Source organism: Bacillus sp. S/N-304-OC-R1, assembly GCF_019749375.1.
Taxonomy (GTDB): domain Bacteria; phylum Bacillota; class Bacilli; order Bacillales; family Cytobacillaceae; genus Cytobacillus.
Genome location: NZ_JACWFE010000004.1, coordinates 1 through 26,583 on the forward strand (window position 1 = coordinate 1; position 26,583 = coordinate 26,583).

At 36.9% G+C, this 26,583-nt stretch carries 25 protein-coding genes, 1 pseudogene and 2 riboswitches; of the genes and pseudogenes, 17 read left to right on the plus strand and 9 right to left on the minus strand.

Annotated features, from left to right (window positions below):
• The first annotated feature begins 297 nt into the window (after positions 1 to 297).
• A riboswitch (FMN riboswitch) is annotated at positions 298 to 446 on the plus strand.
• A 119-nt stretch (positions 447 to 565) separates the two neighbouring features.
• From ribD to H0173_RS05130, 5 genes are all read left to right on the plus strand, one after another.
• Complete coding sequence (gene ribD / locus H0173_RS05110; protein ID WP_221845283.1) at positions 566 to 1,678, plus strand: bifunctional diaminohydroxyphosphoribosylaminopyrimidine deaminase/5-amino-6-(5-phosphoribosylamino)uracil reductase RibD; 1,113 nt, start codon at positions 566 to 568, stop codon at positions 1,676 to 1,678.
• Positions 1,663 to 2,316, plus strand: a complete 654-nt coding sequence (gene ribE, locus H0173_RS05115) for a riboflavin synthase (RefSeq protein ID WP_221845284.1) — start codon at positions 1,663 to 1,665, stop codon at positions 2,314 to 2,316. Before ribD ends, ribE begins: the two co-directional genes overlap by 16 nt.
• Positions 2,317 to 2,346: 30 nt before the next feature.
• Complete coding sequence (locus tag H0173_RS05120; protein ID WP_221845285.1) at positions 2,347 to 3,540, plus strand: bifunctional 3,4-dihydroxy-2-butanone-4-phosphate synthase/GTP cyclohydrolase II; 1,194 nt, start codon at positions 2,347 to 2,349, stop codon at positions 3,538 to 3,540.
• 15 nt (positions 3,541 to 3,555) lie between these two features.
• A complete protein-coding gene (ribH, locus tag H0173_RS05125) occupies positions 3,556 to 4,026 on the plus strand; it encodes a 6,7-dimethyl-8-ribityllumazine synthase (RefSeq protein WP_221845286.1) in 471 nt (156 codons plus the stop codon).
• A gap of 135 nt (positions 4,027 to 4,161) precedes the next feature.
• The gene (locus H0173_RS05130) at positions 4,162 to 5,406 is read left to right on the plus strand and encodes an EAL and HDOD domain-containing protein (RefSeq protein ID WP_221845287.1); all 1,245 of its coding nucleotides are present in this window, start codon (positions 4,162 to 4,164) and stop codon (positions 5,404 to 5,406) included.
• Between the two features lie 203 nt (positions 5,407 to 5,609).
• On the opposite strand, the gene H0173_RS05135 is transcribed toward H0173_RS05130, so the two are convergent.
• On the minus strand, positions 5,610 to 7,451 hold the full coding sequence (locus H0173_RS05135) for a DNA ligase D (RefSeq protein WP_221845666.1): 1,842 nt from the start codon (positions 7,449 to 7,451) through the stop codon (positions 5,610 to 5,612).
• Between the two features lie 141 nt (positions 7,452 to 7,592).
• On the opposite strand from H0173_RS05135, the gene ku reads away from it, so the two are divergent.
• Positions 7,593 to 8,423: a non-homologous end joining protein Ku gene (gene ku, locus H0173_RS05140; protein ID WP_221845667.1), complete on the plus strand. Its 831-nt coding sequence runs from the start codon at positions 7,593 to 7,595 to the stop codon at positions 8,421 to 8,423.
• Between the two features lie 113 nt (positions 8,424 to 8,536).
• A pseudogene (glpK, locus tag H0173_RS05145) lies at positions 8,537 to 9,655 on the plus strand (glycerol kinase GlpK); the annotation flags it as partial.
• Positions 9,656 to 9,778: 123 nt separating this feature from the next.
• Here the strand turns inward: glpK and H0173_RS05150 are convergent.
• Positions 9,779 to 10,567, minus strand: coding sequence for a nucleotidyltransferase domain-containing protein (locus H0173_RS05150; protein WP_221845288.1), 789 nt, complete (start codon positions 10,565 to 10,567; stop codon positions 9,779 to 9,781).
• Positions 10,568 to 11,151: 584 nt separating this feature from the next.
• Between H0173_RS05150 and H0173_RS05155 the strand changes: the two genes are divergently transcribed.
• The 4 genes from H0173_RS05155 (at position 11,152) to H0173_RS05170 (ending at position 13,933) form a co-directional block, all read left to right on the plus strand.
• Complete coding sequence (locus H0173_RS05155; protein WP_221845289.1) at positions 11,152 to 11,352, plus strand: cold-shock protein; 201 nt, start codon at positions 11,152 to 11,154, stop codon at positions 11,350 to 11,352.
• A gap of 283 nt (positions 11,353 to 11,635) precedes the next feature.
• Entirely contained in the window at positions 11,636 to 13,111 is a 1,476-nt protein-coding gene (gene cshA / locus H0173_RS05160; RefSeq protein ID WP_260631039.1) for a degradosome RNA helicase CshA, read from the plus strand.
• 123 nt (positions 13,112 to 13,234) lie between these two features.
• Entirely contained in the window at positions 13,235 to 13,435 is a 201-nt protein-coding gene (locus tag H0173_RS05165; RefSeq protein ID WP_057771058.1) for a cold-shock protein, read from the plus strand.
• 93 nt (positions 13,436 to 13,528) lie between these two features.
• A complete protein-coding gene (locus H0173_RS05170) occupies positions 13,529 to 13,933 on the plus strand; it encodes a cytosolic protein (protein WP_221845290.1) in 405 nt (134 codons plus the stop codon).
• Between the two features lie 45 nt (positions 13,934 to 13,978).
• On the opposite strand, the gene H0173_RS05175 is transcribed toward H0173_RS05170, so the two are convergent.
• The gene (locus tag H0173_RS05175; RefSeq protein ID WP_221845291.1) at positions 13,979 to 14,269 is read right to left on the minus strand and encodes a DUF6509 family protein; all 291 of its coding nucleotides are present in this window, start codon (positions 14,267 to 14,269) and stop codon (positions 13,979 to 13,981) included.
• A gap of 330 nt (positions 14,270 to 14,599) precedes the next feature.
• On the opposite strand from H0173_RS05175, the gene H0173_RS05180 reads away from it, so the two are divergent.
• From H0173_RS05180 to H0173_RS05195, 4 genes are all read left to right on the plus strand, one after another.
• A complete protein-coding gene (locus tag H0173_RS05180; protein ID WP_221845292.1) occupies positions 14,600 to 14,812 on the plus strand; it encodes a cold-shock protein in 213 nt (70 codons plus the stop codon).
• 159 nt (positions 14,813 to 14,971) lie between these two features.
• Positions 14,972 to 15,151 carry an H-type small acid-soluble spore protein gene (locus H0173_RS05185; RefSeq protein WP_221845293.1) on the plus strand — a complete coding sequence of 60 codons (180 nt, stop codon included), beginning with the start codon at positions 14,972 to 14,974 and terminating at the stop codon, positions 15,149 to 15,151.
• A gap of 172 nt (positions 15,152 to 15,323) precedes the next feature.
• Positions 15,324 to 15,998, plus strand: a complete 675-nt coding sequence (locus tag H0173_RS05190) for a response regulator transcription factor (protein WP_221845294.1) — start codon at positions 15,324 to 15,326, stop codon at positions 15,996 to 15,998.
• Positions 15,995 to 17,380, plus strand: a complete 1,386-nt coding sequence (locus tag H0173_RS05195; RefSeq protein ID WP_221845295.1) for a sensor histidine kinase — start codon at positions 15,995 to 15,997, stop codon at positions 17,378 to 17,380. The genes H0173_RS05190 and H0173_RS05195 overlap by 4 nt, the downstream gene beginning before the upstream one ends.
• A gap of 61 nt (positions 17,381 to 17,441) precedes the next feature.
• On the opposite strand, the gene bioB is transcribed toward H0173_RS05195, so the two are convergent.
• Both bioB and H0173_RS05205 read right to left on the minus strand, forming a co-directional pair.
• Entirely contained in the window at positions 17,442 to 18,437 is a 996-nt protein-coding gene (gene bioB, locus H0173_RS05200; RefSeq protein ID WP_221845296.1) for a biotin synthase BioB, read from the minus strand.
• A gap of 27 nt (positions 18,438 to 18,464) precedes the next feature.
• Positions 18,465 to 19,058 carry a biotin transporter BioY gene (locus tag H0173_RS05205; protein WP_221845297.1) on the minus strand — a complete coding sequence of 198 codons (594 nt, stop codon included), beginning with the start codon at positions 19,056 to 19,058 and terminating at the stop codon, positions 18,465 to 18,467.
• A gap of 309 nt (positions 19,059 to 19,367) precedes the next feature.
• Here H0173_RS05205 and H0173_RS05210 point away from each other — a divergent pair, with 309 nt between their 5' ends.
• Together H0173_RS05210 and ilvD are read left to right on the plus strand one after the other, a co-directional pair.
• Entirely contained in the window at positions 19,368 to 19,757 is a 390-nt protein-coding gene (locus tag H0173_RS05210) for a hypothetical protein (protein ID WP_221845298.1), read from the plus strand.
• A gap of 243 nt (positions 19,758 to 20,000) precedes the next feature.
• Positions 20,001 to 21,680, plus strand: coding sequence for a dihydroxy-acid dehydratase (gene ilvD / locus H0173_RS05215; protein ID WP_221845299.1), 1,680 nt, complete (start codon positions 20,001 to 20,003; stop codon positions 21,678 to 21,680).
• Positions 21,681 to 21,732: 52 nt separating this feature from the next.
• Here ilvD and H0173_RS05220 read toward each other — a convergent pair whose 3' ends face one another.
• The 4 genes from H0173_RS05220 to H0173_RS05235 form a co-directional block, all read right to left on the minus strand.
• The gene (locus H0173_RS05220) at positions 21,733 to 22,188 is read right to left on the minus strand and encodes a flavodoxin domain-containing protein (protein ID WP_221845300.1); all 456 of its coding nucleotides are present in this window, start codon (positions 22,186 to 22,188) and stop codon (positions 21,733 to 21,735) included.
• A complete protein-coding gene (locus tag H0173_RS05225) occupies positions 22,185 to 23,231 on the minus strand; it encodes a ribonucleotide-diphosphate reductase subunit beta (RefSeq protein ID WP_221845301.1) in 1,047 nt (348 codons plus the stop codon). The genes H0173_RS05220 and H0173_RS05225 overlap by 4 nt, the downstream gene beginning before the upstream one ends.
• A gap of 35 nt (positions 23,232 to 23,266) precedes the next feature.
• On the minus strand, positions 23,267 to 25,549 hold the full coding sequence (locus tag H0173_RS05230) for a ribonucleoside-diphosphate reductase subunit alpha (protein WP_221845302.1): 2,283 nt from the start codon (positions 25,547 to 25,549) through the stop codon (positions 23,267 to 23,269).
• Between the two features lie 165 nt (positions 25,550 to 25,714).
• A riboswitch (cobalamin riboswitch) is annotated at positions 25,715 to 25,898 on the minus strand.
• A gap of 161 nt (positions 25,899 to 26,059) precedes the next feature.
• Entirely contained in the window at positions 26,060 to 26,572 is a 513-nt protein-coding gene (locus H0173_RS05235) for a DUF3231 family protein (protein ID WP_221845303.1), read from the minus strand.
• Between the last annotated feature and the right edge of the window lie 11 nt (positions 26,573 to 26,583).

Below are 26,583 nucleotides of genomic sequence, written 5' to 3' on the forward strand. Positions count from 1 at the left end.
TCCTTCCGTAATGTAGCTCTGATTTGGTTTGTCTTTTTCAGTAAACATTCTAACCAAATTAACCTACGATGTTACGAGTAAGGAGCTAGTTTCGTTCATGATAACTAAGGCTCGACTTCCTCCCCGCGGAAAGCAAGAGCCTGTAGCGGAAAGGAACGGTTCACTGTTTAGTCCTATTACAGCAAAGTTTACAAATATAGCCAAATAAAATAGAAGGGTTCCACTCTCTTTGTTTATTTTTGAATATAAAAATTGTTTATTCGTAAAAGAAGTGTTACTATTTCAGTAATCGAATTAGGATTCCTTCGGGGCTGGGTGAAAATCCCAACCGGCGGTGATGAGGTCTGTGTCCTCTTAGTCCGTGACCCGGTTTCAATTACTTGAAAACGGTGGATTTGGTGAAACTCCAAAGCCGACAGTGAAAGTCTGGATGGGAGAAGGAATGAATATAGCGTGAAAAAAGCTATTTTTTCTACGCTTATTTAGTTTTGCTATTTTGCCCCGTACATTGACTTGTACGGGTTTTTTTCTGGAGAAAAAATAAAGAAAGGAGAGACGAGATAATATGCAAGACAAAACCTATATGGACTTAGCATTGGCCATGGCCCGATCGACAACAGGACAAACAAGTCCAAATCCAAAAGTCGGTGCGGTAGTTGTCAAAAATGGCGAAGTCCTTGGATTTGGAGCCCATTTAAAGGCGGGTACCCCACATGCAGAAGTACATGCCATTGGTGCAGCTGGTGAAAAAGCAGTTGATGCAGATTTATATGTCACGCTTGAACCATGCAGCCATCACGGGAGAACACCGCCATGTGCTGACTTAATCATAGAGTCAGGCATTAAAAGAGTAGTTGTGGCCACACTTGATCCAAATCCACTAGTAGCGGGTCAAGGTATTGAGAAGCTAAAGGCTGCAGGCATTGAGGTTGAAATTGGTGTTGGACAGGCTGAAGCACATTCTATGAATGAACCCTTTTTTCACTATATTAAAACGAAAACTCCTTATGTAACATTAAAGGCAGCATCATCATTTGATGGTAAGACTGCTGCAAAGACCGGTGACAGTAAATGGATCACCTCTCCAGAATCCAGACTAGATGTTCACCAATTAAGACATGAACACGATGCCATTTTGACTGGCGTTAATACGATTATTCATGATAATCCGCAACTAACCACCAGACTGCCCCGAGGTGGAAAAAATCCCATTCGAGTTGTTTTAGATACGCATTTGCGTACACCGATTACGTCAAATATTGTGCAAGATAAGGAAGCAAAGACAATCATTTTTACAGGAAGTGAAATCAATTCAGAGCATGCACTGTCTTTTCGAAAGTTAGGAATTGAGATATTTCCATTATCCAAGCCCGAAATCGATATCCAAGAACTATTAATAGAGCTAGGGAAAATGAACATTATGTCTCTGCTTGTTGAAGGCGGTTCTGAAATTCATGCTTCATTCATAGAAAGAAATGCTTTTCAGCAAATTATTTTATATATTGCTCCGAAAATTATTGGCGGCAAAGAGGCCATTCCCTTTGTAGGAGGAAATGGAGTTGAGCTCGTTCAGCATGCGACTAACCTGAAAATCGAATCCTTTCAATCGATTGGTTGCGATTTGAAAATTATTGCTAAGCCAATAGAGGAGGTGTCTAAATCATGTTCACAGGAATAATTGAGGAGCTAGGAATAGTAAAAAAAGCTGCACAGCTAGGAAATACAATCCAATTAACAATTAAAGCCTCTAAAATTATTCAGGATATCAAGCTCGGTGACAGTATTTCGGTCAATGGCGTCTGCCTGACGGTTACAGAATTTCACCACGGAGAATTTTCTGTTGATGTCATGCCAGAGACGTACAAAAGTACTTCACTGTCGTCGTTAAAGGAAAGAGCTCTCGTTAATCTTGAACGGGCCATGGCGGCAAATGGCCGTTTTGGCGGGCATTTTGTAACTGGTCATGTAGATGGAACTGGTCAAATTTTGAAAAAGAGACCGAATGAAAATGCGATTTATATTGATATTTCGGTGCCACGTACATTCAGCCATCTACTGTTAATGAAAGGGTCCATTGCGATTGACGGTACCTCGTTAACGATTTTTGGCGTTACGGATCATTCAGTGACCGTTTCGATTATTCCGCATACGGCAAAAGAAAGTGTTTTAGGCATCAAGCACGCTGGGGACATCGTAAATCTTGAATTCGATATGCTCGCAAAATATTTATATTCATTTGTAAATAAGGGTCAGAGCAGTGGCTCACAAAACAAAGGAATGTCTGAGGATTTTTTAAGAGCAAATGGCTTTCTGTAGAGCTCAATAATGATATAGGAGGTAACTGCAATGTTCAGTGAAATACAAGCAGCGCTAAAGGATTTAAAGGCAGGAAAAGTCATTATTGTCTGTGATGATGAGGATCGGGAAAATGAGGGAGATTTTCTATCAATAGCAGAGTTCGTTACCCCTGAAACAATCAATTTCATGGCTAAAGAAGGAAGAGGGCTCATTTGTACTCCTATTTCAGAAGAGATAGCGAATAAACTTGACTTACTCCCAATGGTTGAAAGAAATACGGATGCCCGTGGTACAGCATTTACTGTTTCCATTGATCATAAAGATACCACTACAGGGATAAGTGCTTTCGAAAGAGCCTTTACGATCGAAAGAATGTTAAAGGATGGAGCACATCCTGATGAATTTAATCGGCCAGGTCATATTTTTCCGTTAATTGCTAAGGAAGGCGGGGTATTAAGAAGGGCTGGCCACACCGAGGCAGCGGTTGATTTAGCGCGTCTTGCTGGTGCAAAGCCTGCTGGGATCATCTGTGAAATTATGAAGGATGATGGCACTATGGCGCGTGTGAATGATCTAAAGACAATCGCCGAAAAGTTCGGATTAAAAATGATTACGATTCAACAATTGATTGAATATCGACTTGAACATGATTCTCTTATTACAAGGGAAGCAGATATCCAATTGCCAACAGAATACGGAACATTTAGAGCAGTAGGATATACGAACAAGCTAGATGGAAAAGAGCATGTTGCTCTAGTCAAAGGCGAGATTACACCTGATGTGCCCGTACTCCTAAGAGTTCATTCTGAATGCCTAACTGGAGATGTATTTGGTTCCAACAGATGTGACTGCGGACCTCAGCTGGAAGCAGCATTAACCCAGATCGAAAAGGAAGGCAAGGGTATTCTGCTTTATATGAGACAGGAAGGCCGTGGAATTGGGCTAATTAACAAGATGAAGGCGTATAAGCTCCAAGAGGAAGGATATGACACTGTCGAGGCAAACCATAAATTGGGATTTGGCGATGACCTGAGAGATTATGGAGTAGGTGCGCAAATTATAAGGGATCTTGGTGTGAAAAAAATGAAGCTTTTAACAAACAATCCTCGAAAAATTGCAGGATTAGCTGGATATGGCTTAGAGGTTTCGGAACGAGTTCCATTGCAGCTTCCTACAAAAACTGAAAACGAAAAATACTTAAAAACTAAACAAGCAAAGCTTGGTCATTTATTAAAATTTTAACAGGAGTGATGAAAAATGAAAAAAGTAATCGAAGGACATTTAGTAGGAACTGGCTTAAAAATAGGGATCGTAGTATCACGTTTTAATGAGTTTATTACGGGGAAATTATTAAGCGGTGCAGAGGATGCATTAAAACGCCATGGTGTAAACGAAGAGGATGTTACAGTTGTTTGGGTGCCAGGAGCATTTGAAATTCCTTTAACAGCTAAAAAATTAGCAGAAGCAGGGAACTATGATGCCATAATTACGCTAGGCACTGTCATTAGAGGGGCAACACCTCACTTTGACTTTGTGAGTAATGAGGTTTCAAAAGGAGTGGCTTCGACAGGTATGCAAAGTGGAATCCCTATTATATTTGGCGTATTAACAACAGATACGATTGAACAAGCGATTGAAAGAGCTGGTACGAAGGCTGGCAATAAGGGCTGGGAAGCAGCAGTTGGCGCAATAGAGATGGGGAATTTATTTAAACAGCTATCTAAGTAATATTTCGGTCTACTAAATAATTTTTACAAAAATGTATAATATTTTTCTCTTATTCCAAAATTCGACAAACTATATAAGAAATATTATATAAAATTAGAACTATAAAATACGCAGAATTTGTCGGGGGTAAATTTCATGGAGGTTTTTGTAGCTAGGCAGCCGATTTTTAATGCAAATGAAGAAGTATTCGGATATGAGCTTCTCTATCGCAGGAATATGGAAATGAATGAATTTCCTGAAATAGATGGAGATCAGGCGACAACTGAGCTTATTGTTAATAGTTTCTTAAATATTGGCATTGATAGGCTATCAAATGGCAAGCCTTGTTTTATTAATTTTACTGAGAAGCTGCTTAAGCTAAGACTTCCTGCTTATTTTCGTCCTCGTGAAATTGTAGTAGAAATATTGGAATCGGTTGAACCGAGTGCTGAAATAGTAGAAATTTGCAAAGAACTGAAAGAACTTGGCTATCAAATTGCTTTAGATGACTATGTTATTAATGAGGAAAATAGATATTCATATGAGCTGTTGGAATATGCTGATTTTGTGAAAGTCGATTTTCTATTAACTTCAAAGGAAATGAGAGAGAAGATTGAGTTAATCGCTAAAACATTGCCTTTGAAATTAGTTGCTGAGAAAGTGGAAACGAGAGAGGAGTTCGAAGACGCAAGGAAGCGGGGCTATCATTATTTCCAAGGCTATTTCTTTGCTAAACCGAGTATTTTATCAACACGTGACGTACCTGCTTATTTCCATTCTTATTATGAAATGATTCAAAACTTTGCAACAAATGAGCCAAGTATTGATCGAATAACAGAATTAATAGAAAGAGACATCTCTCTTTCGTATAAATTATTAAAGTTAATAAATTCTCCTGCCTTTAGACCAAAGCAAAAAATTAATTCGATTCGGCAAGCAGTTATGATGCTTGGATTAATTGAATTAGAAAAATGGATTTATGTTTTAGCTGTAAGAGAATCTACTATTGATAAGAGAAATATTTCTCAAGAAACGATCCAGATTAGCCTTACGAGAGCAAAAATGTGTGAAGATATTGCAAAAATGGCTGTGAAAAGAGTACCATCTCCAAGTTATTTTATGACAGGCATGTTTTCAATAATGGATTCCATTTTATCGATTCCTATGAAATTTATCTTACAGGAACTACCTCTTGAAGAGGATATTTGTAATGCTTTAAATGGCAAGAAGAATAAATTAAAGGATGTACTTGATCTCGTCCTTGCTGTAGAAACTGCACAATGGAGCGTCATTAGTGAAATGTGCAAGGAATTATCTATTGATGAAAAAGATTTGTTTAAATTATATGCAGAGGCTTTAAATTGGTCTAGTGAACTAGTGATAGAGGAAAAAATTATGTAAAACAAGTGAACCTGCCGCTATTTTGAGGGCAGGTTTTTGCTTTTTGTGTAGGAAATAATAAATTCGAATGCTGTGTATAGCGTTGTGAATAATTTTGTTTACGTTCAGCTCCAGCGCCTACCCCCTCGAGGTCACAAGTCAATCCTCCCAAAAAGGTAAAGAACACCTTTCTGAGAGGCTCGTCTTGTGCTTGTCGGGGGTGATCAAGGCGCTTGCGCATTTGTTCTTAGAAACTGTAAAATAGGTGAAAAGTTTTGAATTTCCTTCGTCTCAAAAAATGTGCTAAAAGGATCGCCGAATTGATGAATGCGTTTTATCATAGTTGGTATTTGAAAGTCTTCAACCTTTAATCCATCTTTTACTTCCTCCCAGAACAAAGGCGCTGCAACTGTCGCTTCTTTCGTTCCTCGTGGAGAATATGGCGATATGATGGTTTTTCCCTCTGCGTGCTGAATATAGTCTACGTAAAGCCGATTTCCACGATTCTTTTTCATTCTTTCCACTGTAAAGGAATTTGGGTCCTTTGATATTAAATATTCCGCAATAAAACCAGTAAATAGTCTGGTATCCTCATAAGAATAAGTGTTTTCCGGTAACGGAATATATATTTGCAGCCCTTTATTTCCAGATAATTTGACAAAACTGATTAATTTAAGGTGGTCAAGGACTTCTTTTATTAGTAAAGCAGCCTTAATGGCTAAATAAAATTCATTTCTAGAAGGAGGATCTAAGTCAAAGACAATTTCGCTTGGGCCAATACTATTTATGGTTTGAAAAGGGAGATGAAATTCGAACGATAATTGATTTCCAAGCCATAGCAGCGTCTTTAGACTATTGCATATAATATAATTAATGCCTTCAGCCTCTTTCGTTTCGACAAAATCGGGTGCATAATCAGGGCAATTTTTCTGATAAAAGGGATCTCCGAAAATACCATGCGGGAAGCGGATGACCGTAAGCATCCGATTTTCTAGAAAAGGAAGCATATAAGGTGAAATCTCCCGTAAATAATGAATGAAATCGATTTTTTGAATCGGTGGATTTTCCCATAATGGTTTATCAGGATGCGTGACTTCAATGTCTGTAGGAAAGTTCTTCTGCTGCTTGAGAAACTGTTCAAACCTACAATCATCTGGAGTTAAATCAAAGCGAAAGCAATGAAAATGAGGCTCTCGCATTTGCTCTTCGTAAATTTCCAAATATTTGACTTCAACACAAATGGCTGGCTCTACATAAATATACTGTTGATCTTCATTTAATTTGTTTGCTTTAATTATTTCAAATAATGCTTTTTTTTCATCTGGCTTTAATCCAAAAATAAATTGGCCAATAGGATAAATTTCATCATTTTTATATACACCTGCATAGAAGTAGCCGTTTGTTTTTTCATATGCGGTAATGAAACACGAAACAAATTTCCAGTTTTTGTATTTTATCCATGAAGTAGTTCTTTTTCCTTCTTCCCATTTATTCTTCTCTTGTTTGGCTACGATTCCTTCCCCGTTGTATAAGGTGACCTTATCCCATATCTCGTTAAAGTTTTGATAGCAGGGAATGTATTGCACAAGTTTTTTACTTTTTTCATCTGGCTTAAGTGGGAGATTACACTGCAGAAATATCTCCATTAATTTCTGTTTTCGTGAAAAATAATCTTCATGTATGATTGATTTCCCTTGGGTTTCCAAAATATCAAAAATAAGGAGGTGACATGGAGAAGAGTTTGATTTTTCATGGATCCTTTTTTCTGATCTCATCCTGCCTCTAACTTGAATTTGCCCAAAATGAGCTTTATATGCATTTTCAAGAAAAACAAGTTCACCATCTAAAGTGAGAGGCAGAAAAGGACGGAAATGCTCAGATTGTGAATGTAGAAATGCTTTGATTTCCGGGAAAATTTCTAATAATGATTTTCCATTGCGGCTTTCTAATGTTATTTCATGGTGATTCCATTTTAATATGGCTCGAAATCCATCGTACTTCACTTCGTATTGCCAATCCTCGCCTTTTGGGGCTTCAAAAGATAAACTAGGCAGCATAGGTTTGATCATAATTTTCCTCTCCTAGGGTAATCAGTTGTTTTTATAGAATTCCCTTCATATGTAATGATACTCAGTTTCCAGAAGTTTTAGTGAATGAGTCTGTTATTTTCACACAAATTAAAGGAAAAAGCAGATTGGGGTCTTATCATGCATACAATGTGGAAGGGAAGTATTAGCTTTGGGCTTGTCAACATTCCAATTAAGCTCCATGCAGCAACTGAAGATAAGGATATTAAGCTTAGAAATCTTCATAAAGAATGTCATTCACCGATTAAATATGAGAAAAAGTGTACAGTTTGTGATGTTGAAGTGAAGAACGAGGACATTGTTAAAGCATATGAGTATACGAAGGGGAAATTTATTGTTCTGGAAGAGGATGATTTAGAAAAGCTTAAGAAAGAAAATGAAGATAAAGCTGTGGAAATAATGGATTTTGTCAAAATGGAGCAAATTGACCCCATTTATTATGATCGCACCTACTATATGTCACCAGGTGATGGGGGAAGCAAGGCGTATTCATTACTGCGAAAAGCTTTAACCGAATCTGAAAAGGTTGGATTAGCAAAAATTATCATTCGTTCCAAGGAACAGCTTGCAGTTATTCGTGTTTTCGAAAATACATTAGTGATGGAGACGATTCACTATCCGGATGAGGTACGAAAAGCAGCAGATGTCCCGAATGTTCCTGTTGAGGATAAAGTGACAGAAAAAGAAATTGATACTGCTATCCTCTTAATTGATCAGCTAACCTCTGAATTTGCGCCGGAAAAATATACGGATGAATATCGGACAGCACTATTGGATCTCATTGAATCCAAACGGACCGGTAAAGAAATTGTTACTCCAGTAGAGAAAGAGCCTGCAACAAATGTAACGGATTTAATGGCTGCTCTCCAGGCTTCTATTGACAAGACAAAACCAAAAAAGCCTGCAGCAAAGAAGAAACGAACTGTGGCAAAAGCAAAAAAGGAAGCATAAGAGAGCCAATAGACCGATTTTGTATTTGCAAAATCGTTTTTTTTAAATCCGCAAAATTTAATGTTACTGCTAATATAGTAATAATAAGGAAATGAATCTTTGCGCTTTTTTAAAAAAAGACAGGTTTATTGATTGATGCATATTTTTCTGGAACGAAAGTAAAATGGATACTTGATCATGTTGAGGGAGCAAGAGTCAAGGCTGAACAAGGTGAATTATTATTCGGGACGATCGATACATGGATTATTTGGAAGCTAACAGACGGAAAAAGCCATGTGACTGATTATTCTAATGCATCTCGGACCCTTTTATATAATATTCATGAATTAAAGTGGGATGAAGATCTACTTTCCGTTCTAGGAGTTCCAAAATCCATGCTCCCAGATGTAAGACCTTCCTCTGACATTTATGGTTTAACCTCTGCCTTTCACTTCTTTGGCAGGGAAGCGCCGATAGCTGGTATTGCCGGTGATCAGCAGGCAGCACTGTTCGGACAGGCATGTTTTGAAAGTGGCATGGCCAAAAACACCTATGGAACAGGCTGTTTTATGCTAATGAATACAGGTGACAAAGCAGTCCGGTCGGATCATGGGCTATTAACAACAATAGCTTGGGGATTAAATGGAAAGGTGGAATACGCATTAGAGGGAAGTATTTTTATCGCTGGCTCTGCCATCCAGTGGTTAAGAGATGGGCTTAGAATGGTAAAGCATGCTCATGATAGTGAAGATTATGCGAAGAAAGTTTCTTCAACAGACGGTGTTTATGTAGTTCCGGCATTTGTCGGACTTGGCACTCCGTATTGGGATAGCGATGTACGCGGAGCAGTCTTTGGATTAACGAGAGGGACATCTAAGGAGCATTTTATTCGAGCTGTTTTGGAATCTCTTGCATATCAGACAAAAGATGTACTCTCGGCAATGGAAGCCGATTCAGGCATACATTTAAAAAAGCTTCGTGTTGACGGAGGAGCAGTAAAGAATGATTTTCTAATGGAATTTCAATCGGATATTTTAAATGTCCCAGTAGAACGACCAATCATTAATGAAACAACTGCTTTAGGTGTTGCCTACCTCGCAGGTCTTGCTGTAGGTTTTTGGAATAGCCAGCAGGAAATTGCCGAAAAGTGGGCAATTGACCGTTCATTTTCACCAAATATGAATGCAGAGAATCGCAGTCATTTATATAACGGCTGGAAGAAAGCAGTAAACGCGGCAATGGCATTTAAATAGTTCCTCAAGCCTCCATTCATCTAATGGAATCTGCCTGTCCTATTATGGGCAAAGCTTAAAATGAAATAAAAGCTGCGACAAATCCAATTGACCATGAAGGAGCTCTCTCATAGTGAGCTTTTTTTACCCCCACACTTCATATAAAGTGTCTCTGAAAAATTCATTCAGCTTAGAAGTGGGGTCATTCATTTTATTAATAAGTGTTTTAGCATAGACCTCCAAGGTTATGTATTCATCTTCAATATAGCGAAGAAGATTCTCATTCCTCGATTCTTCTGTATCTCCCGCTATTTTTCGTTGTATTAAATTATGAATTTCTGCTTGCATAGAAGATTCACACAGTATATCGTCAACGAGATCTTGCAGAAGGACAGGAGGTATACAATTGTATTTTGCAATCCAACGGGCAGCTAAAATGGGTCTCAGAACATAAAAATATTTTTTTACCTTCACCTTCTCACATGTTAGAAACTGCTTGTAATTTTTCTTTGCCATATTTAAATAATGGTAAATACAAGAGATAGGGGAAAAAACATCTGGTGCCATCGACTTTATCTTTGATAAAAAATTATTCTCTTCATAATAAATAATGGGTGAACCTAACCACTCTAATAAAGGGGGATTTGATTTTCTGAACAGCTTTAGAGCCTTTGTAATATCCCAGCCGCTTAGATCAAGCTGGGGATCCAAAGGAATGGAAAAATGATCATGTTTTGGGATCTCGATTACATCTCGTTCCTGATCAATTGATAAATACCATTCCTGCTTATGAATATAGATAAAGCGCACATCATAGTCGCTGTCATTTGAAGCTATTCCCCATGTACGGCTCCCCGCTTCACAGGCATAAAGTATTTTCAAATCATAATCTTTTTCAATTTGCATTAAAACGTTTTGTATATGATAATGCATGTATTTCCCCTCTTTTCGATTACTATATTGTTGGTAAATTAATTATAAATTTACATTTGTAGGTATTGACAAAAAATAGGTTATTAGTTATTATGAATATCTGCTTACTTGAGATTTAATCGTTTAGTAGTAAAAATAGTTAATTTCTTCTTTAATTATCTTCTAACATTACCCGACAGTCTCACTTCATGTTTCTGCAAAAAATCATACAAATTTTCTCTTATTAGTAGAATGGATTTTTTAAATACCTGATTCTCGCTGGCACGGTCTCGGAGCCGTAAGGATGAAAGAGAGGTAGGGCTTTCATTGTCTTAGGTGTTATACTTGGAGCAAGATGTTTTTCCCAAGTAGGCAAGATGAAATAAATGCAGATCATATCCCTTTTAATATTGACATTATTAGGATTCTCATTTATTATAAGGTTAACGCTGTAAAGTTCGTTATATATATTTTTGGATAAGTGGTCGTAGCTACAATAAATTGTGGACGATTTTTATTCCTCGATTTATTATAGTTACGATCTTTTTATGTTTAAGGTTATATATTAAAGACTTATAGTGAAACAAATTTTTGGAGGTATTATCATGAACACAGGTAAAGTTAAATGGTTTAACGCAGAAAAAGGCTTTGGATTTATCGAATCTTCAGAAGGTCAAGACGTATTCGTACACTTCTCAGCAATTCAATCTGAAGGATTCAAAACATTGGAAGAAGGCCAAGCAGTAACTTTCGAAATCGTTGAAGGTAACCGTGGACCTCAAGCTTCTAACGTAAATAAAGCTTAATTAACGAGCAAAAAATAGAGTGGTGCATGTCATTCATGCATCACTTTTTTACGTTCTCCACTTTGTATATTCTTCATCCATTCCTCAAAAGAGAATCCATCTCAAAGTTACTTTTTGGGAATAACCTTTTCAAATTTGAATATTGTTCATTTTTCTAAATGAGAAATAGAAAATCCTCATTTTAAAAATGTAAAAAAGAGATGCAAACTGGAAAACCTATTAATGTAAGAACAGAATAAACGCTAGGAAATAATTGTAAACACTTTAAGGAGGAAATTACACATTGACAACCTTTTCAGAATTTAATTTAAGCAATGAAATAGTAAAAGCACTATCTAATATGGGATTTGAAGAACCAACTCCTATTCAGGCACAAGCGATTCCAATTGGTCTTGAAGGTAAAGATATGATCGGACAGGCGCAAACAGGAACAGGAAAAACAACTGCGTTTGGGGTTCCGCTGCTTGAGAAAATTAATATTGAAGAAGGCATACAAGGGCTAGTTTTGGCACCTACAAGAGAACTTGCAGTCCAAGTGGCAGAAGAATTAAACCGTATTGGGCAAGTGAAAGGAGTCAAAACATTGCCGATTTATGGCGGCCAAGATATTAATCGCCAAATTCGTGCGCTAAAAAATAAACCACATATTATTGCTGCTACGCCAGGCAGATTGATTGATCATATTGAAAGAAAAACAATTCGTCTTGGCAATATTAAAATGGTGGTCTTAGATGAAGCAGATGAGATGTTAAACATGGGCTTTATTGAAGATATCGAAAGAATTTTAAGTGAAATAAAGGGAGAGCGTCAGACCCTTCTTTTCTCAGCAACAATGCCAAAAAGAATTCAAACTCTTGCAGAGAAATTCATGAAGGATCCAGAGCTTGTAAAAATTAAAGCAAAAGAAATGACTGTAAAAAATATTGAACAACATTATATGGAAGTACATGAAAAGCAAAAGTTTGATGTCCTTTGCAGTTTACTTGATATTCAATCTCCTGAATTAGCAATCGTGTTTGGCCGTACGAAGAAGCGTGTTGATGAAGTAGTTGAAGGATTAATTAAACGCGGCTATTCGGCAGAAGGAATTCATGGGGATATTCCTCAAGCAAAACGTGATCAAGTTATTCGCCGCTTTAAAGAACAAACGATTGATATTATGGTTGCAACAGATGTAGCTGCACGTGGTCTTGATATTAGTGGTGTTTCTCATGTATATAATTTTGATATCCCACAGGATCCTGAAAGCTATGTGCACAGAATTGGTCGGACAGGTCGAGCAGGAAATAAAGGATTAGCTGTTACATTTGTTTCTCCAAGAGAAATTGATCATTTAAAAATCATCGAAAATGTAACAAAGAGTAAAATGATTAAAACACCGGTTCCAAGCTATAAAGACGTTCTTGCGGGTAATCAGCAAGCTACAATCAATCGTCTAATAGCAGTGATTGAAAAGAATGAACATAATGATTATAAGAGAATCGCTGAGAATTTATTAGAAGATACAGATTCAGTATCATTATTGGCTGCTGCGTTAAAATTATTAACAAAGGACATTGATGTTACCCCTGTAAAATTAACAGCGGTTGAGCCTATCCGTATTCGTAAGCCGAGATCAGATAGAGATCGTAAACGTTATAGCGATCGTGGCAGAGGCGCTGGCGGCGGAAGAGATAGAAGAGAAGGCAGAGAAGGTAGAGAAGGAAGAGAGAGCAGAGAAGCAAGAGATAGAAGAAGAAACCGTGCTCGCAGTAAATAATTTTTCTTTAATTTGATATTCCATGTATTACTACAAGCATAATTGGTTAAAATCCTAAATAATTACCCATAATATGATTGCAGGGTAATATATTCTGTCAGTAGTGATATTAGGAGGATTAAAATGGCAACAGGAAAAGTTAAATGGTTTAATGCAGAAAAAGGCTTCGGATTTATCGAAGTTGAAGGCGGAGAGGATGTTTTCGTACACTATTCCGCTATCCAAAGCGAAGGCTTCAAAACCCTTGAAGAAGGTCAGGAAGTTAATTTTGATATAGAAGAAGGTCAGCGCGGACCTCAAGCAGTAAATGTAACAAAAGCATAGCGCGAGTAAAAGAGCCATAACCAGGCTCTTTTATTATGCTTTTAGCAAAATAAGTTATAAGATGTTAGTTAACTAGACAAAGGGGGAATAGTCATGAAAGAATTTACGGTTCAATTTCACAAGGAAGACCAAGTGGAAGCAATGAAAGTACAAAAACTTAGTGAAGCGGATTTTGAGCGTTTAACTGAGGGTGGTACAAGACATTTATTCGAACTCGATACAAATATTGGCTTTTTTATATTCTTTGATGCCACTGATGAAAATGGGAAAGAGTCCTATATGGTACTTCAATATGAAGAAGAAAATGAAGATCCAAGTGCTTGCTATGCCTTTGAATTAAAGGATTTTTATCAATTTGCCGCTCTGCACTTAAATGATTTAGAATTCCAAGAAGAGAATGAGAGCATGGATGAGGATGAAGAGGAATATAGCCCCATTCATCATTTAGCACATTTGATGTATCATATTGTACAAGATGGAAAAGCAATTGAAGTTTAATAATGAAAGAAGCATTCGCCACTTAATGGACGAATGCTTCTTTCATTAAATTTGCTCAGCTTCTATGTAATGATCCATACAGAATTTTGTGATCAATTGTTCTTCATCTTCTTCTAAGGCGAAGTCTAATATTTTATCTCCAGCTAAGAAGTGATAATTTAATATCCGGTAATCATCGTCATGCCCATAAAACAAAACTCTGAGCTGTACTCCATTCTCAGAATATAATTCATCATCTTCATCGACCGCAATATCTAAAAAGAATTCAAAACGTTCTCCTAATAATATGCCTGTAGGGTCTTTTAATTGTTCCACAGAATAACTTGTAATTTCCATAGGTTTCACCCTTTCTTAATCAAACCTAAATGTTGCTTAACTAGAACATTATACACCTTGCCCGATAAAAAGTAATACTATTACTAGTTTTTCAAAAAAAGTTTTGATAATTTGCAGTTTTCCTGGTTTTTAATTGTTTAATGAATAAAAGGAGTAAAGTGCTTTGACTGATCAGGAAAAATATGCTATACTAATTATGATCTTATTTATAGTATATAAATTTCCCAAATACACTTGTTATTTAGAGTTGGTTAGAATGATCCCTTTATTTAACAGGTGTTTTTATTTTTAGGGAAAAATACGGTTCTACCCTTTGGGAGGTGCCTTTATATGGCAATGGGATTTGGAAGAAAAAACACAGAAGAAATTAAAATGGAACAGGTAAAAGTGTGGGAATGTAGTTCAGATTCTTGTAACTGCTGGGTCAGAGATAACTTTAAGAGCGGCGAGAAGCCACTCTGTCCAATTTGTAAAAGTGAAATGGAAGAGACAACTAGAGAATTACAGGTTGTCAATAATAATAGTATTTATTCGAATAATTAATATAACAAGGGCGATTCCAATCGTCCTTTTCTTTTTGTATATGCTTTCATAAAGCCTTCTCTCACGTTAATAATTACTTTTTCTGCGGATAAAAGAGCAGGCATAATATTTTCTTCCTAAACAAAAAATATAATGATTACTATTAGGGAGTGAATAAATATGGATGTTAAACGGGTTAAACAAATCCTTTCTTCATCTGCTGATATAGAGGTTACTTATAATGGTGCATCAGTTTGGATCGATGGGTTAAATGAAGATGGAAGAACAGCGACTGTCCATTTACGCGGCCCGCTAGAAGAACGGTCTACTGTCGAAATTACTGAACTCCAAGAAATGTAATACAATGTAAAAGGAAGAAGGCTTTTGACTCCCACTCTTGATTTGGTGAATGGATACCAAAAGAGAATTACGGGGTGAAGCCTTTTTTTGTGTAGAAAAAACTTAATCATTGGTTTTTATATAGTTGTTTTACTAAAATATATACAGAAACTTCTTGGGAGAAGGTGGAGAAATGAAAACTATACTTGTAGCCGACGATGATCAGCATATCAGGTATTTAATTAAGGAATTGTTAATGAAAGAAGGGTTTCAAATAATAGAGGCAGACAATGGGGCGGAAGCGCTGGAATTGCTGAATAATTATATTTGTCAGTTGGCGATTGTCGATATTATGATGCCTGTAATGGACGGATATAAATTAACTGAAGAAATTAGAAAGAACTATGATATTCCAATAATACTATTAACAGCTAAAGGACAAATTGAAGATAAGGAAAAGGGATATTTATCTGGAACGGATGACTATCTTGTAAAGCCTTTTGAGCCTAAAGAGCTTTTGTTTAGAATAAACGCATTGCTAAGAAGATACGGAAAGGTCATGGAAGCAAATATTCGCGTAGGGTCCATGTTTATCAATAAAAAAAGCTATGAAGTAGAGCTAAAAGGAAAAACATACATTCTGCCCTTAAAGGAGTTCGAGCTCTTATATTATCTGGCATCCCAGCCTAATCAGGTATTTAGCAGAAGTCAGCTCATTGAACAAGTATGGGGACTAGACTATGAAGGTGATGAACGTACGGTTGATGTCCATATAAAACGGTTACGAGAACGTTTTACCTTGACGGAAAATGACTTTACGATTAAGACAATCAGAGGCATAGGATATTCACTTGAGGTACATAAATGAAGTCACTTTATTCGAAATTTGCTATTACTACAATTCTCATTATGCTTTTAAGCGGGTTACTTTCATTTTTGTTATCGAATGTTTATTATCAAAAGAATTTAAAGAAACAAAATGATGTTAAAATGACGAATATTGCTTTGGAAATTACCGACTTAATTCAATCACAGGACCAAATAAATCTGGAAGATTATTTCGATCATTTAGGTTCAATAGGCTATCAAATTTTTATTATCAATGAAACTGGGAAGCAGCAATATTTTGGGGCGGCATATAGATTAAAGAATCTTCCGGATAAATCAACGAAAAAGGTGTTACAAGGCGAGATTTATCACGGAATAGCGGCGTTTCCTCATAAAACATTTGTTACAGGGTTCTTTGCTAATGAGCTTAGGAATACGGTAGGAGTTCCTTTCGTATTTAAAAATGAAAGATTTGCTCTGTTCCTTAGGCCGGATATAAAATTATTGTTTAATGAAATGCATCTCATGTTTGGATGGCTAGTTATTGGAATTATTGTTATCAGTATGTTCCTAGTATTAATCATTACAAAATTTCTCATAAAGCCAATATCAAAATTGAATAAGGCAACTACATTAATTGCTGAAGGAGATTATGGCATAGAGCTGGATATTAGAAGAAAAGATGAAATAGGGGATTTAGCGACGAGCTTTCAAACGATGGCTCACAGATTAGAAAAAGCTGATGAAGTGCGCAAGGAATTCATTACGAATATTTCCCATGACATCCAGTCGCCATTATCAAACATTAAAGGATATTTAAAGCTATTAAAAAGCGCAAATTTAAATGAACAGGAAAAAACATATTTTTCTGTTGTGGATTCAGAAGTCAATCGCCTATCGTATTTAACAAAACAGCTTTTATTATTATCTACCATAGATAGCAAAAGAGATTTGCTGGATAAAAAGAGGTTTAATATTAGCGAGCAGGTAAAAACAGTGATTAGGCAATATCAATGGGTTTTAAGTGAAAAAGGAATGATGGTCAGCTATTCTCTGCCTGAGGCATCTTATATAGGTGACCCTAGCTTGCTTTATTCCGTTTGGGAAAACTTATTAACAAATGCCATTAAATATTGTGGTGAAAACGGTGAAATAGAAATAACCTTGAAAGAAATGCCAGACCAAATTGAAGTTACCTTTAAAGATAATGGAATAGGTTTAGACTCTGCTGAAATAGAAAGAATTTACGACAGGTTTTATCGGGCGGATACTTCAAGAACCCGTTCTGTTGAAGGGACAGGTCTTGGATTGTCTATTGTATATTCCATAATGGAAATGCATAATGGAGAAATTAATGTGCAGAGCGAGAAAGGGAAGGGATCCGCCTTTATTGTGACCTTACCGAAAACATTGGAAAAATAATCGAAAAAGTACAGGCAGCCCCGGTAGCTTCTGCCTGTACTTTGAATATTGCTTTTTTCAATTAGCATGTAGCTGCATCAACAGGAACAAAATCAATTTCAAAGCCTAAATCTTTAAGCATTTGATGGTCTGCTGAGCCCTCTTGTCCAGCTGTTGTTAAATAATCACCAACAAATATAGAGTTTGCTGGATATAGTCCAAGAGGCTGCAGGCTTCTTAAATTGACCTCACGGCCGCCAGATATCCGAATTTCTTTTGAAGGGTTAATGAACCTCATTAAACATAATACTTTAAGACAGTATCGCGGATTTAATTCCTTTGTTCCTTCAAGTGGAGTTCCATCAATCGCGTGAAGAAAATTAACCGGAATGGAATCTGCGTCCAAAATCCTTAGGCTTCTTGCCATAGAAACGACATCTTCCTTCGTTTCACGCATACCTACAATTACTCCAGAGCATGGAGAAATTCCATGTTCTTTAATTAATTCAACTGTATTAACCCGGTCTGCGTATGTATGGGAAGTTGTGATAGATTCATGATGATTTTCAGAAGTGTTAATATTATGATTATAACGGTCAACACCAGCCGCCTTTAGCATTGCTGCCTGTTCAGGCTGAAGCAATCCTAGACAAGCACATACTTTAAGATTGTATTTGTCTTTTATCTCCTTCACTGCTGAAACGACCTGATCTACTTCTTTATTACTTGGACCTCTTCCACTCGCCACGATACAATATGTGCCAACATTCATTTTATATGCCTGTTCCGCACCTTTCACGATAGAATCCTTATCCATCATGCGATACTTCTCAATTGGTGCAGTTGATATACTTGATTGTGAACAGTAGCCGCAGTTTTCTGGGCAAAGACCTGATTTCGTGTTTATTATCATATTTAGCTTTACTTTATTGCCATAGTAATGGTGGCGAATTTTATAAGCTCCTTGTAAAAGCTCTAATAGCTCATCATCCTGACAATTTAAAATGCTTAATGCTTCATCTTCTGAAAGTTCATGTCCTTCTAAAACATGTTGAGCAAGATTACTCCATTTTCCCAATACTTTCTCCTCCTTAATTTTAGCAAATTATACATTACCAATTTTTCTAAATTGGCTTCGGGCAAACACTTTATACTCAAGGCGGTTAGCCATAATTCCAGCACAAATAGCTAGAACAATATCCTTTGGCAATGGAACAGCCATCCACATCCAAGCCATTTTATATGTAAACCCATCTGGAGCAGCAGCCCATAGCTTATAGGCAAAATACATCCAGTTAGTACCGAAAACATAGTTAATGATCAAGCCAATTAAGGCAGCCGTAATATAAATAGACATGCTTTTTTTTAGTTCGATTATTTTACCAGTTACATAGGCAGTAAGCATAAAAGATAAGATAAAGCCAAACGTTGGACTAACTACAGATGATAAACCGCCTCCAAATTTAGCAAATACCGGGGCTCCTGCAAGACCAACAAATGCATAAACAGCCATTGTAATTGCACCTAGCCGGCTGCCAAGAACGGCTCCTGCTAAAATCGCAAAAAACGTTTGAAGTGTAATCGGAACTCCGCCAATCACCAGAAAGGGAACGAAGGTAGTAATATTTGCACCAATACACATCATGGCGACAAACATTCCAGCTAATGTTAAATCTATTGTCCGTAATCCTTTTCTCATTTTCTTTCCTCCAAAAATTGTTAGTACTTATAAAATAAGCATAATTGGATTACGTAATATATGTCAACTTATTTTATTTTTAGTTAACAAATAATACTGGTAGAAGTAATAAATATCTCTATATTTTGGTTTGTAAAATTATGTTCATCTTCCGTTCATAATAGGAGGTTAATATAGGTTCGAGAAAAGAAATAAGGTGCTAGTACCATTTTTTTAAACAATCGTTTTGTATAAGGATATTGGTATATTACTAGGTGTACATTTGTTAGAATAAATTGGAAAAGTATATTTATAGGGAGATGACAAAAAATGAATAATTATAGTAAGCTGCTATTAAGATTATCTGCATTATTTGGCTTAATTGGAGCTTTTTTAGGTTCACATATGGCTGGAGCGGGAGATTATGCCTTTAGACCAATCCATGCACATATACTTGTTGTAGGCTGGTTATCATTATTTGCATGGGCAGTATATTATAAAGTTTTTTCTCCTAAGCTTGGAATTCTTGCAAAATTGCATGTGTATACAGCAGTCATCGGCTCGATCGGATTAACTGGAGGGATGTCTTTATATATTTTTAGACCGGAATTTCTTCCAAGTGCAGTAAACACTATTTTATATATCGTAGGCGGATCTATATTATTATTAAGTTTTTTGCTGTTTTTCTTTTTAACTTTTACAAAGGAAGAGAACAGATAAGGGCAGGCTGAATTAGCTTGCTTTTTTTTGTGCAAAATCATAAAAGATGGGGTGTATAAATTATTCTGAAATAGGATGTAATATAATAAAAACATAATAAAAATACTGAATCTTTTAAGTTTTCCCTTTACATTATTAAAGAACTGGTGTTAAATTATAATATTATTTAGGATAATTAAATAATATTAATCTACTATAATATGATTAAAGTAATTGAAAAAATGAAAATGTGGAGGGATCATTGTGTCAGAAATGCGCAGTAATATGATTAAACAAGGATTTGATCGTGCACCTCACAGAAGCTTACTTCGTGCTGCTGGTGTAAAAGAGGAGGACTTTGGTAAGCCGTTTATTGCGGTAGTCAATTCATATATTGACATTGTCCCTGGACATATTCATTTACAAGAATTCGGAAAAATTGTAAAGGATGCAATCCGGGAAGCAGGAGGCGTCCCATTCGAAATGAATACAATCGGTGTAGATGATGGTATTGCAATGGGGCATATTGGAATGAGATATTCCTTGCCAAGCCGTGAAATTATTGCAGACTCTGTTGAGACAGTAGTTGCTGCACACTGGTTCGATGGAATGGTTTGTATCCCTAACTGTGATAAGATCACTCCAGGGATGATGATGGCTGCTCTCCGTCTGAATATTCCTACAATATTTGTCAGTGGCGGTCCCATGAAAGCAGGTAAAGATAAAGAGGGAAATCCTTTAGATCTAACTTCTGTTTTTGAAGGCGTTGGAGCTTTCCAATCTGGAAAAATTAATGAAGATAGATTAACAGAAATTGAACAGCTTGCATGTCCAACCTGTGGGTCATGCTCAGGTATGTTTACAGCAAACTCTATGAATTGTCTTGCAGAAGGATTAGGTCTTGCACTACCTGGTAATGGTACGATTTTGGCAGTTGCTGAAGAGCGTAAAGAATTTGTCAAACAATCTGCTAAGCAATTAATGGAGTTAATTAAGAAGGATATTAAACCGCGTGATATTGTAACGATTGATGCAATTGATAATGCATTTGCACTTGATATGGCAATGGGCGGTTCTACAAATACAGTACTTCACACTTTGGCGCTGGCTCATGAAGCAGAAATCGAATATTCAATGGAGCGCATTAATGAAATTGCAACCCGGGTTCCACATTTAGCAAAAATTGCACCTGCTTCAAATTATCATATCGAAGACGTGCATAATGCTGGCGGGGTAAGTGCAATTATTAATGAACTTCTCAAGAAACCCGGTGCATTTAAAGGAGATTGCCTAACTGTCTCAGGAAAAACAATCAGGGAAAATGTTGCAGGCAGTGACATTTTGGACAAGAACGTTATTCGTCCATTAGATAATCCGCATTCTGATGTAGGGGGATTAGCTGTATTATTTGGTAACCTTGCTCCAGATGGATCGATTATTAAAGTCGGTGCTGTTGATGAATCTGTTGGCGGCTATCATAAAGGTCCTGCTATTTGCTTCGATTCTCAGGAAGATGCTCTATCTGGCATCATTACTGGAAAGGTTAAAGAAGGCCATGTTGTTGTTATCCGCTATGAAGGTCCTAAAGGCGGACCAGGTATGCCGGAAATGCTTGCACCTACATCACAAATTGTTGGAAGAGGACTTGGGGCAAAGGTTGGCTTAATAACTGATGGACGATTCTCTGGAGCATCAAGAGGTATCTCAATCGGACATATTTCTCCTGAAGCAGCAGAAGGCGGTCCAATTGCATTTGTAGAAGACGGCGATATGATTGAGCTTGATTTAAAGAAACGTACTATTCAGCTTGAAGTTTCTGATGAAGAAATGGAAAGACGCAGAGCTAATTGGAAGGGCTTTGAATCAAAAGTGAAAAAGGGCTATTTAGCTCGCTACTCTAAGCTAGTAACTTCAGCTAGCACAGGCGGAGTAATGAAAATCTAATAATACTTTAAATAAGCCGCCAAGGAATAATTTCCATTAGGCGGCTTATTTATTAACTAGAAAGTAACTCTTTACTATATAGGCGTTCTAATAATAAATCAATAAATTTTACACATCTTTTATGATCTTGTAGCTGAGGCAGTAATTCAACTTTTAGTGTTACAGCTAATTTTGTATTTGTTTTTAAAAGATCTCGAAAAATATTAACCGCACCACAGAAGTGGGGATAAAAACTATCTCCAGTCCCGAATACAGCTGTGACTAGATTGGGTCTACTCTTAACTTCAAACAAACGGTATATGGATTTCATTTCTTCAGGAATCTCCCCGTCTCCCCAGGTATAGGTTCCAATTACAATGGCATCATATTCATCTATTCTTCCTGCAGGAAAATCCTCAATACTGAATAAATCAGCATGATCTACCTTTCTAGCAAGCATCCCATGTAATAATAATGCCAATTCCATTGTGTTTCCTGTTACTGAACTATAAATAATGGCTGCTCTCATAGTTCATCGAATCCATTATCCTGTGAAACCTTCGTATAGGTACGCGATTTTTGCTCAAAGAAATCAGATTTCGTTTCATTCATCATTTCATCACTGAATACATGAATCCACGGCATCGGATTTTCTCGATCCTGATATAAATTTTCAAGCCCTAACTGTCGAAGACGCTTATTTGCTAAATATTCAACATAACCTTGGAACTCTTGTAAATCAATTCCGTCAATATCCTTTAATATATATTGAGCCCATTCCTTTTCCAGTTGTACGGCTCCATTAATAGTGTCATAGATGTATTGAATATTTTCATGGGTTCGTAATTCGGGATTTTCTGTAAAAAGTATTTTTATAAATTGTGCAATAAAATACGCATGCTGCATTTCATCACGCTGAATATAGCTAATCATGGAACTTGTTTTCAGCATTTTTTGCTGACGGGCTAAATGATAGAAGAAGGCAAACCCCGCATAGAAATAAATTCCCTCTAAATTAATTGAATTAATGCCGAGCTCGAATAAATGCTGTAAATTAGGCTTATCTCTAAATCTTTCGTAGGAATCTAAAATCAGCCCATTCCGTTTTCTAACGATTGGATCATCTTTAGCCTGATTAAAGCGTGCAATTTGATCACTAATCGAGATAAGAGAACTTAAAATATAGGAATAGGATTCATTATGAACTGCTTCCTGCTGTGAAATGACTGCAAAAATCGCTTTAAAGCTTGGATCAGTCACATAATCCATCACTTGTGACATCATAGGTGTCTGAAGACTATCTAGAGAAGCGAGCTGTGTGTTAATTCTCAGAAAGACATCTTGTTCGATGGGAGTTAATGTATCCCACTGTTTTATATCATCCTGCATATTAATTTCTTGAGCTTTCCAAAAGTTAGCTAACAATGTTTGGTACATGCGGTACATTTGCGGATAGCGGATATCGTTCCAGTTTAAGATGCCTGATGCTTGTCCATTAACAACACCAGTCGATTTATTAGGGAAATCCGGGTTCAGCAGTTTTATTTTGGACAATAATAATACATTTGACATAAGTTCCTCCTTAAGAAAATTAGTATTGGCGTTATTTAACTATGGCAAGCTTCACATTCCTCAATTTCGGTCTGGGAGGTACTGCGAACATAATAGGTTGTTTTTAAGCCTTGCTTCCATGCATCCATATGAAGTCCAAGCAAATCTCTAGCTTTAATATCATGGCGAACATATAGATTAAAGCTGATTGATTGATCAATATGTTTTTGTCTAGCAGCATTTTGCCTGATGCTCCATAATTGATCTAATTCATGTCTAACATGACGATAATAATTGTACGTTTGATGATTTAAATCAGGAGCGGTCACTTTAAATTTAAAATTCTTCTTTTCCTCTGCATACTCGACAGCATAGAGGGGATCAATACCATCTGTTGAACCGCCGATTTTTGCAGTAGAGGAGTTTGGCGCCACTGCCATCATCCAGCCATTTCGAACTCCATAAGCTTTGATTTCCTGCTGTAGATTTTTCCACTTATCTGATGTATAGCCTTTTCTATTAAAATATTCACCACTATCCCACTCAGATCCCGGGAATAATGGGTATGCTCCTTTTTCCTTTGCTAATTCCATCGAAGCCTGAATGGTCAAATAAGCAATTTCTCCATAAAGGTCATCAGCATATTGAACTGCCTCATCTGACTCCCAATGAAATCCTTTTAATGCGAGAAGATGGTGCCAGCCAAATGTCCCAAGTCCGACTGCTCTATACTTTTGATTCGTCCACTTCGCCTGTCCGACAGAAATTTGATTAATATCAATTGTATTATCAAGCATACGCATTTGTATGCGAATCAGCCGCTCAAGTACATTTGCCTTAACAGCGTTCGGCAAATGAATGGAAGATAAGTTACAGACAACAAAATCTCCAGGTTTGCGGACAAAAATGATATTGCCTTCTTCATCCTGATATTCATTTTGAATAACTGTAGCAGACATGTTCTGCATAATTTCGGTGCATAAATTACTGCAATAAATAGACGTTCTGCTTAACCCTTTAAGATGTTTATTAGGATTTTGGCGATTGACCTCATCTCTGTAGAACATATATGGTGTACCAGCTTCCAGTTGGGAGACCATAATTCTAGCCATAATATCCATAGCACGATATTTTTTTCTAGGAAGGAGAGGATGGTTAACAGCTTCTTCATATTTTTTTGTAAAGAGCTTTTCATCCCGTTCATCGTAAAAATCCTCTAATCCAAGCGGATTCCCCTGATCATCCTTCCAGCCCATAATTTGTTTCACCTGATGAGGGCAAAATGTATGCCATTCACCAATGCTTCTTCCGGTTTCATCTGCTTCTTGAAGCTTTTCCATGAATAAGTCTGGGATCGAAACACCAGTAAAAATGTCATGAGCCTTTCTGCGCTCATCACCATTATTCGTTTTTAAATCTAAAAATCCATTCATGATATCTTTATGGAAAACATCAAGATAGATCGCAATAGCTCCTTGTCTTTGGCCAAGCTGATCAACACTTACGGCCGTATCATTCACGAGCCGGATCCATGGAATTACACCAGAGGAGTTTCCTTTGAATTTTTTAATATCAGAGCCTAGCGCACGAACCTTTCCATAATAAATGCCAATCCCGCCGCCATCCTTGCTAAGTCTTGCAATATCCCAATTGTTTAAATAAATACTGTCTAGTGAATCATCGACTGTATCTATGAAGCAGGAGGAAAGCTGCCCATAGCTTTTTCCAGCATTCGCAAGAGTAGGAGTAGCAACAGTCATATAAAGATTGCTAAGTGCCCAATAGGCTTCTTTTACTAAGGAAATGCGCTCCGATTTTTCTTCATTTTTCATTAAGGTCATCGCAATAATCATGAATCTTTCTTGTGGCAATTCATATGTATGTTTCTCATAATCCCTAGCAAGATAACGGTCTGCCAGTAAGAATAGACCTACATAAGTAAATAGATAATCCTTACTCGGGTCTATGGCCTTTCCTATTTCATAAATTTCTTCCTTTGTGTAAAGACGAAGCAAGTCCTCAGAGTATATCCCGATTTCGGTTAACTTTTCGACTAGCTGATAGAAGTCGCCATATTGTTGCTGCTCCTCGTACCTTCGCATATCAGCAGCTTGAGCATATAGATCATTAAGATATAAATGAGCAGCTAAGTAGGTCCAGTTTGGCTGCTCCATTGAAATGCAGTTTAAGCTATATTGCAATGCATACTGATTAGCCTCATTTTCCGTAGTCTCTTGATTTTCCAACAGTGTTTTAAGGTGAGCGGCATCAATTTTATATTGCTCAGAAGCCCTCTGTATTGCCTCTAATACAGAATGGAATGCAGTATCCGTGTTCATCCTTGTTCCCCTTTTCTAAATGTAATATGGGAAGGGGAGGGCAGAATAAATAAAAAACCCATCACTCATGTAGTGGATGGGTTGTAAAAACGCTGATAAGTTAATAGATTGTAAAAAAAGTCTATCAAAATACCCTCGCTCTACCTTCCCAGCTCCCGAAGAAGATAACACGCTATAAATATGGCAGGTCTCCTGACTTGTGCCTTTGCCTACTTTAAGTCCTTCCCATCTTAATTAAAGACAGTGGTTTCTACTTATTTCGATAGCACTTACAGTTGCGGGAACAGTTCTGGATTTTCACCAGATTCCCTATTAAGTCCAAATGGACACCATATTTACTGGTTTATCACTGTATATTGTGTTATGTGTGAATAGCAAACACTATATATGTAACTTGTTCGATTATAAGTCATTTGAAAAAATTTGACAACCTTTTTAGTGAAAGATCGAAAAATGAAAAATACTAGGGCAGAAACAAAATTGCCCTAGTTTCAAGTACTTCGTTTTTAATTAACAATCATGTCCTTTATTAATATGCAAAGGAGGGGGAACTAGCCATCCTTTTTCTTTAGTCATTCGTAAAACCTTTAAACCTAGAGCTGCTTTTTGAGTATGGAATTGACCGAACATCATACCCACGTCTTCCCGAATACATTTTCCCATTACCTGACTGCATAGAACTAAGCCAGCGGCCATATCTGCTCCTAAAGAAGCAGCAATTTCTGGATCTTGGATTCTAGCTCCAACTGGAATATCCTCAAGGCATGCTTCCGGTCTTTCAGGAGGTGCTGGAGGCAAGCCAACACCATTTTCTTTTAATAATTCCTCAACTTGCTTCTTCATTTGCTTTGACAATTCTAAAGCTTCATGTAGGATTTTCTTTAAATCCTCATCACCAGCATGATTTAACATCGTTTGATACCCGGCAATTTTCCCATTCGCAACTAATAAAGAGGACCAAATATCAAACACTTCACCATAATGCAATGGCTCGTCTTTTGGATTACCGCTTAGAATTCCCATCGTTAACCTCC

Coding starts and splice junctions, on each gene's coding strand:
- ribD (WP_221845283.1), top strand. CDS start 566: ATGCAAGACAAAACCTATATGGACTTAGCATTGGCCATGGCCCGATCG.
- ribE (WP_221845284.1), top strand. CDS start 1,663: ATGTTCACAGGAATAATTGAGGAGCTAGGAATAGTAAAAAAAGCTGCA.
- H0173_RS05120 (WP_221845285.1), top strand. CDS start 2,347: ATGTTCAGTGAAATACAAGCAGCGCTAAAGGATTTAAAGGCAGGAAAA.
- ribH (WP_221845286.1), top strand. CDS start 3,556: ATGAAAAAAGTAATCGAAGGACATTTAGTAGGAACTGGCTTAAAAATA.
- H0173_RS05130 (WP_221845287.1), top strand. CDS start 4,162: ATGGAGGTTTTTGTAGCTAGGCAGCCGATTTTTAATGCAAATGAAGAA.
- ku (WP_221845667.1), top strand. CDS start 7,593: ATGCATACAATGTGGAAGGGAAGTATTAGCTTTGGGCTTGTCAACATT.
- H0173_RS05150 (WP_221845288.1), bottom strand. CDS start 10,567: ATGCATTATCATATACAAAACGTTTTAATGCAAATTGAAAAAGATTAT.
- H0173_RS05155 (WP_221845289.1), top strand. CDS start 11,152: ATGAACACAGGTAAAGTTAAATGGTTTAACGCAGAAAAAGGCTTTGGA.
- H0173_RS05165 (WP_057771058.1), top strand. CDS start 13,235: ATGGCAACAGGAAAAGTTAAATGGTTTAATGCAGAAAAAGGCTTCGGA.
- H0173_RS05170 (WP_221845290.1), top strand. CDS start 13,529: ATGAAAGAATTTACGGTTCAATTTCACAAGGAAGACCAAGTGGAAGCA.
- H0173_RS05175 (WP_221845291.1), bottom strand. CDS start 14,269: ATGGAAATTACAAGTTATTCTGTGGAACAATTAAAAGACCCTACAGGC.
- H0173_RS05180 (WP_221845292.1), top strand. CDS start 14,600: ATGGCAATGGGATTTGGAAGAAAAAACACAGAAGAAATTAAAATGGAA.
- H0173_RS05185 (WP_221845293.1), top strand. CDS start 14,972: ATGGATGTTAAACGGGTTAAACAAATCCTTTCTTCATCTGCTGATATA.
- H0173_RS05190 (WP_221845294.1), top strand. CDS start 15,324: ATGAAAACTATACTTGTAGCCGACGATGATCAGCATATCAGGTATTTA.
- H0173_RS05195 (WP_221845295.1), top strand. CDS start 15,995: ATGAAGTCACTTTATTCGAAATTTGCTATTACTACAATTCTCATTATG.
- H0173_RS05205 (WP_221845297.1), bottom strand. CDS start 19,058: ATGAGAAAAGGATTACGGACAATAGATTTAACATTAGCTGGAATGTTT.
- H0173_RS05210 (WP_221845298.1), top strand. CDS start 19,368: ATGAATAATTATAGTAAGCTGCTATTAAGATTATCTGCATTATTTGGC.
- H0173_RS05220 (WP_221845300.1), bottom strand. CDS start 22,188: ATGAGAGCAGCCATTATTTATAGTTCAGTAACAGGAAACACAATGGAA.
- H0173_RS05225 (WP_221845301.1), bottom strand. CDS start 23,231: ATGTCAAATGTATTATTATTGTCCAAAATAAAACTGCTGAACCCGGAT.
- H0173_RS05230 (WP_221845302.1), bottom strand. CDS start 25,549: ATGAACACGGATACTGCATTCCATTCTGTATTAGAGGCAATACAGAGG.
- H0173_RS05235 (WP_221845303.1), bottom strand. CDS start 26,572: ATGGGAATTCTAAGCGGTAATCCAAAAGACGAGCCATTGCATTATGGT.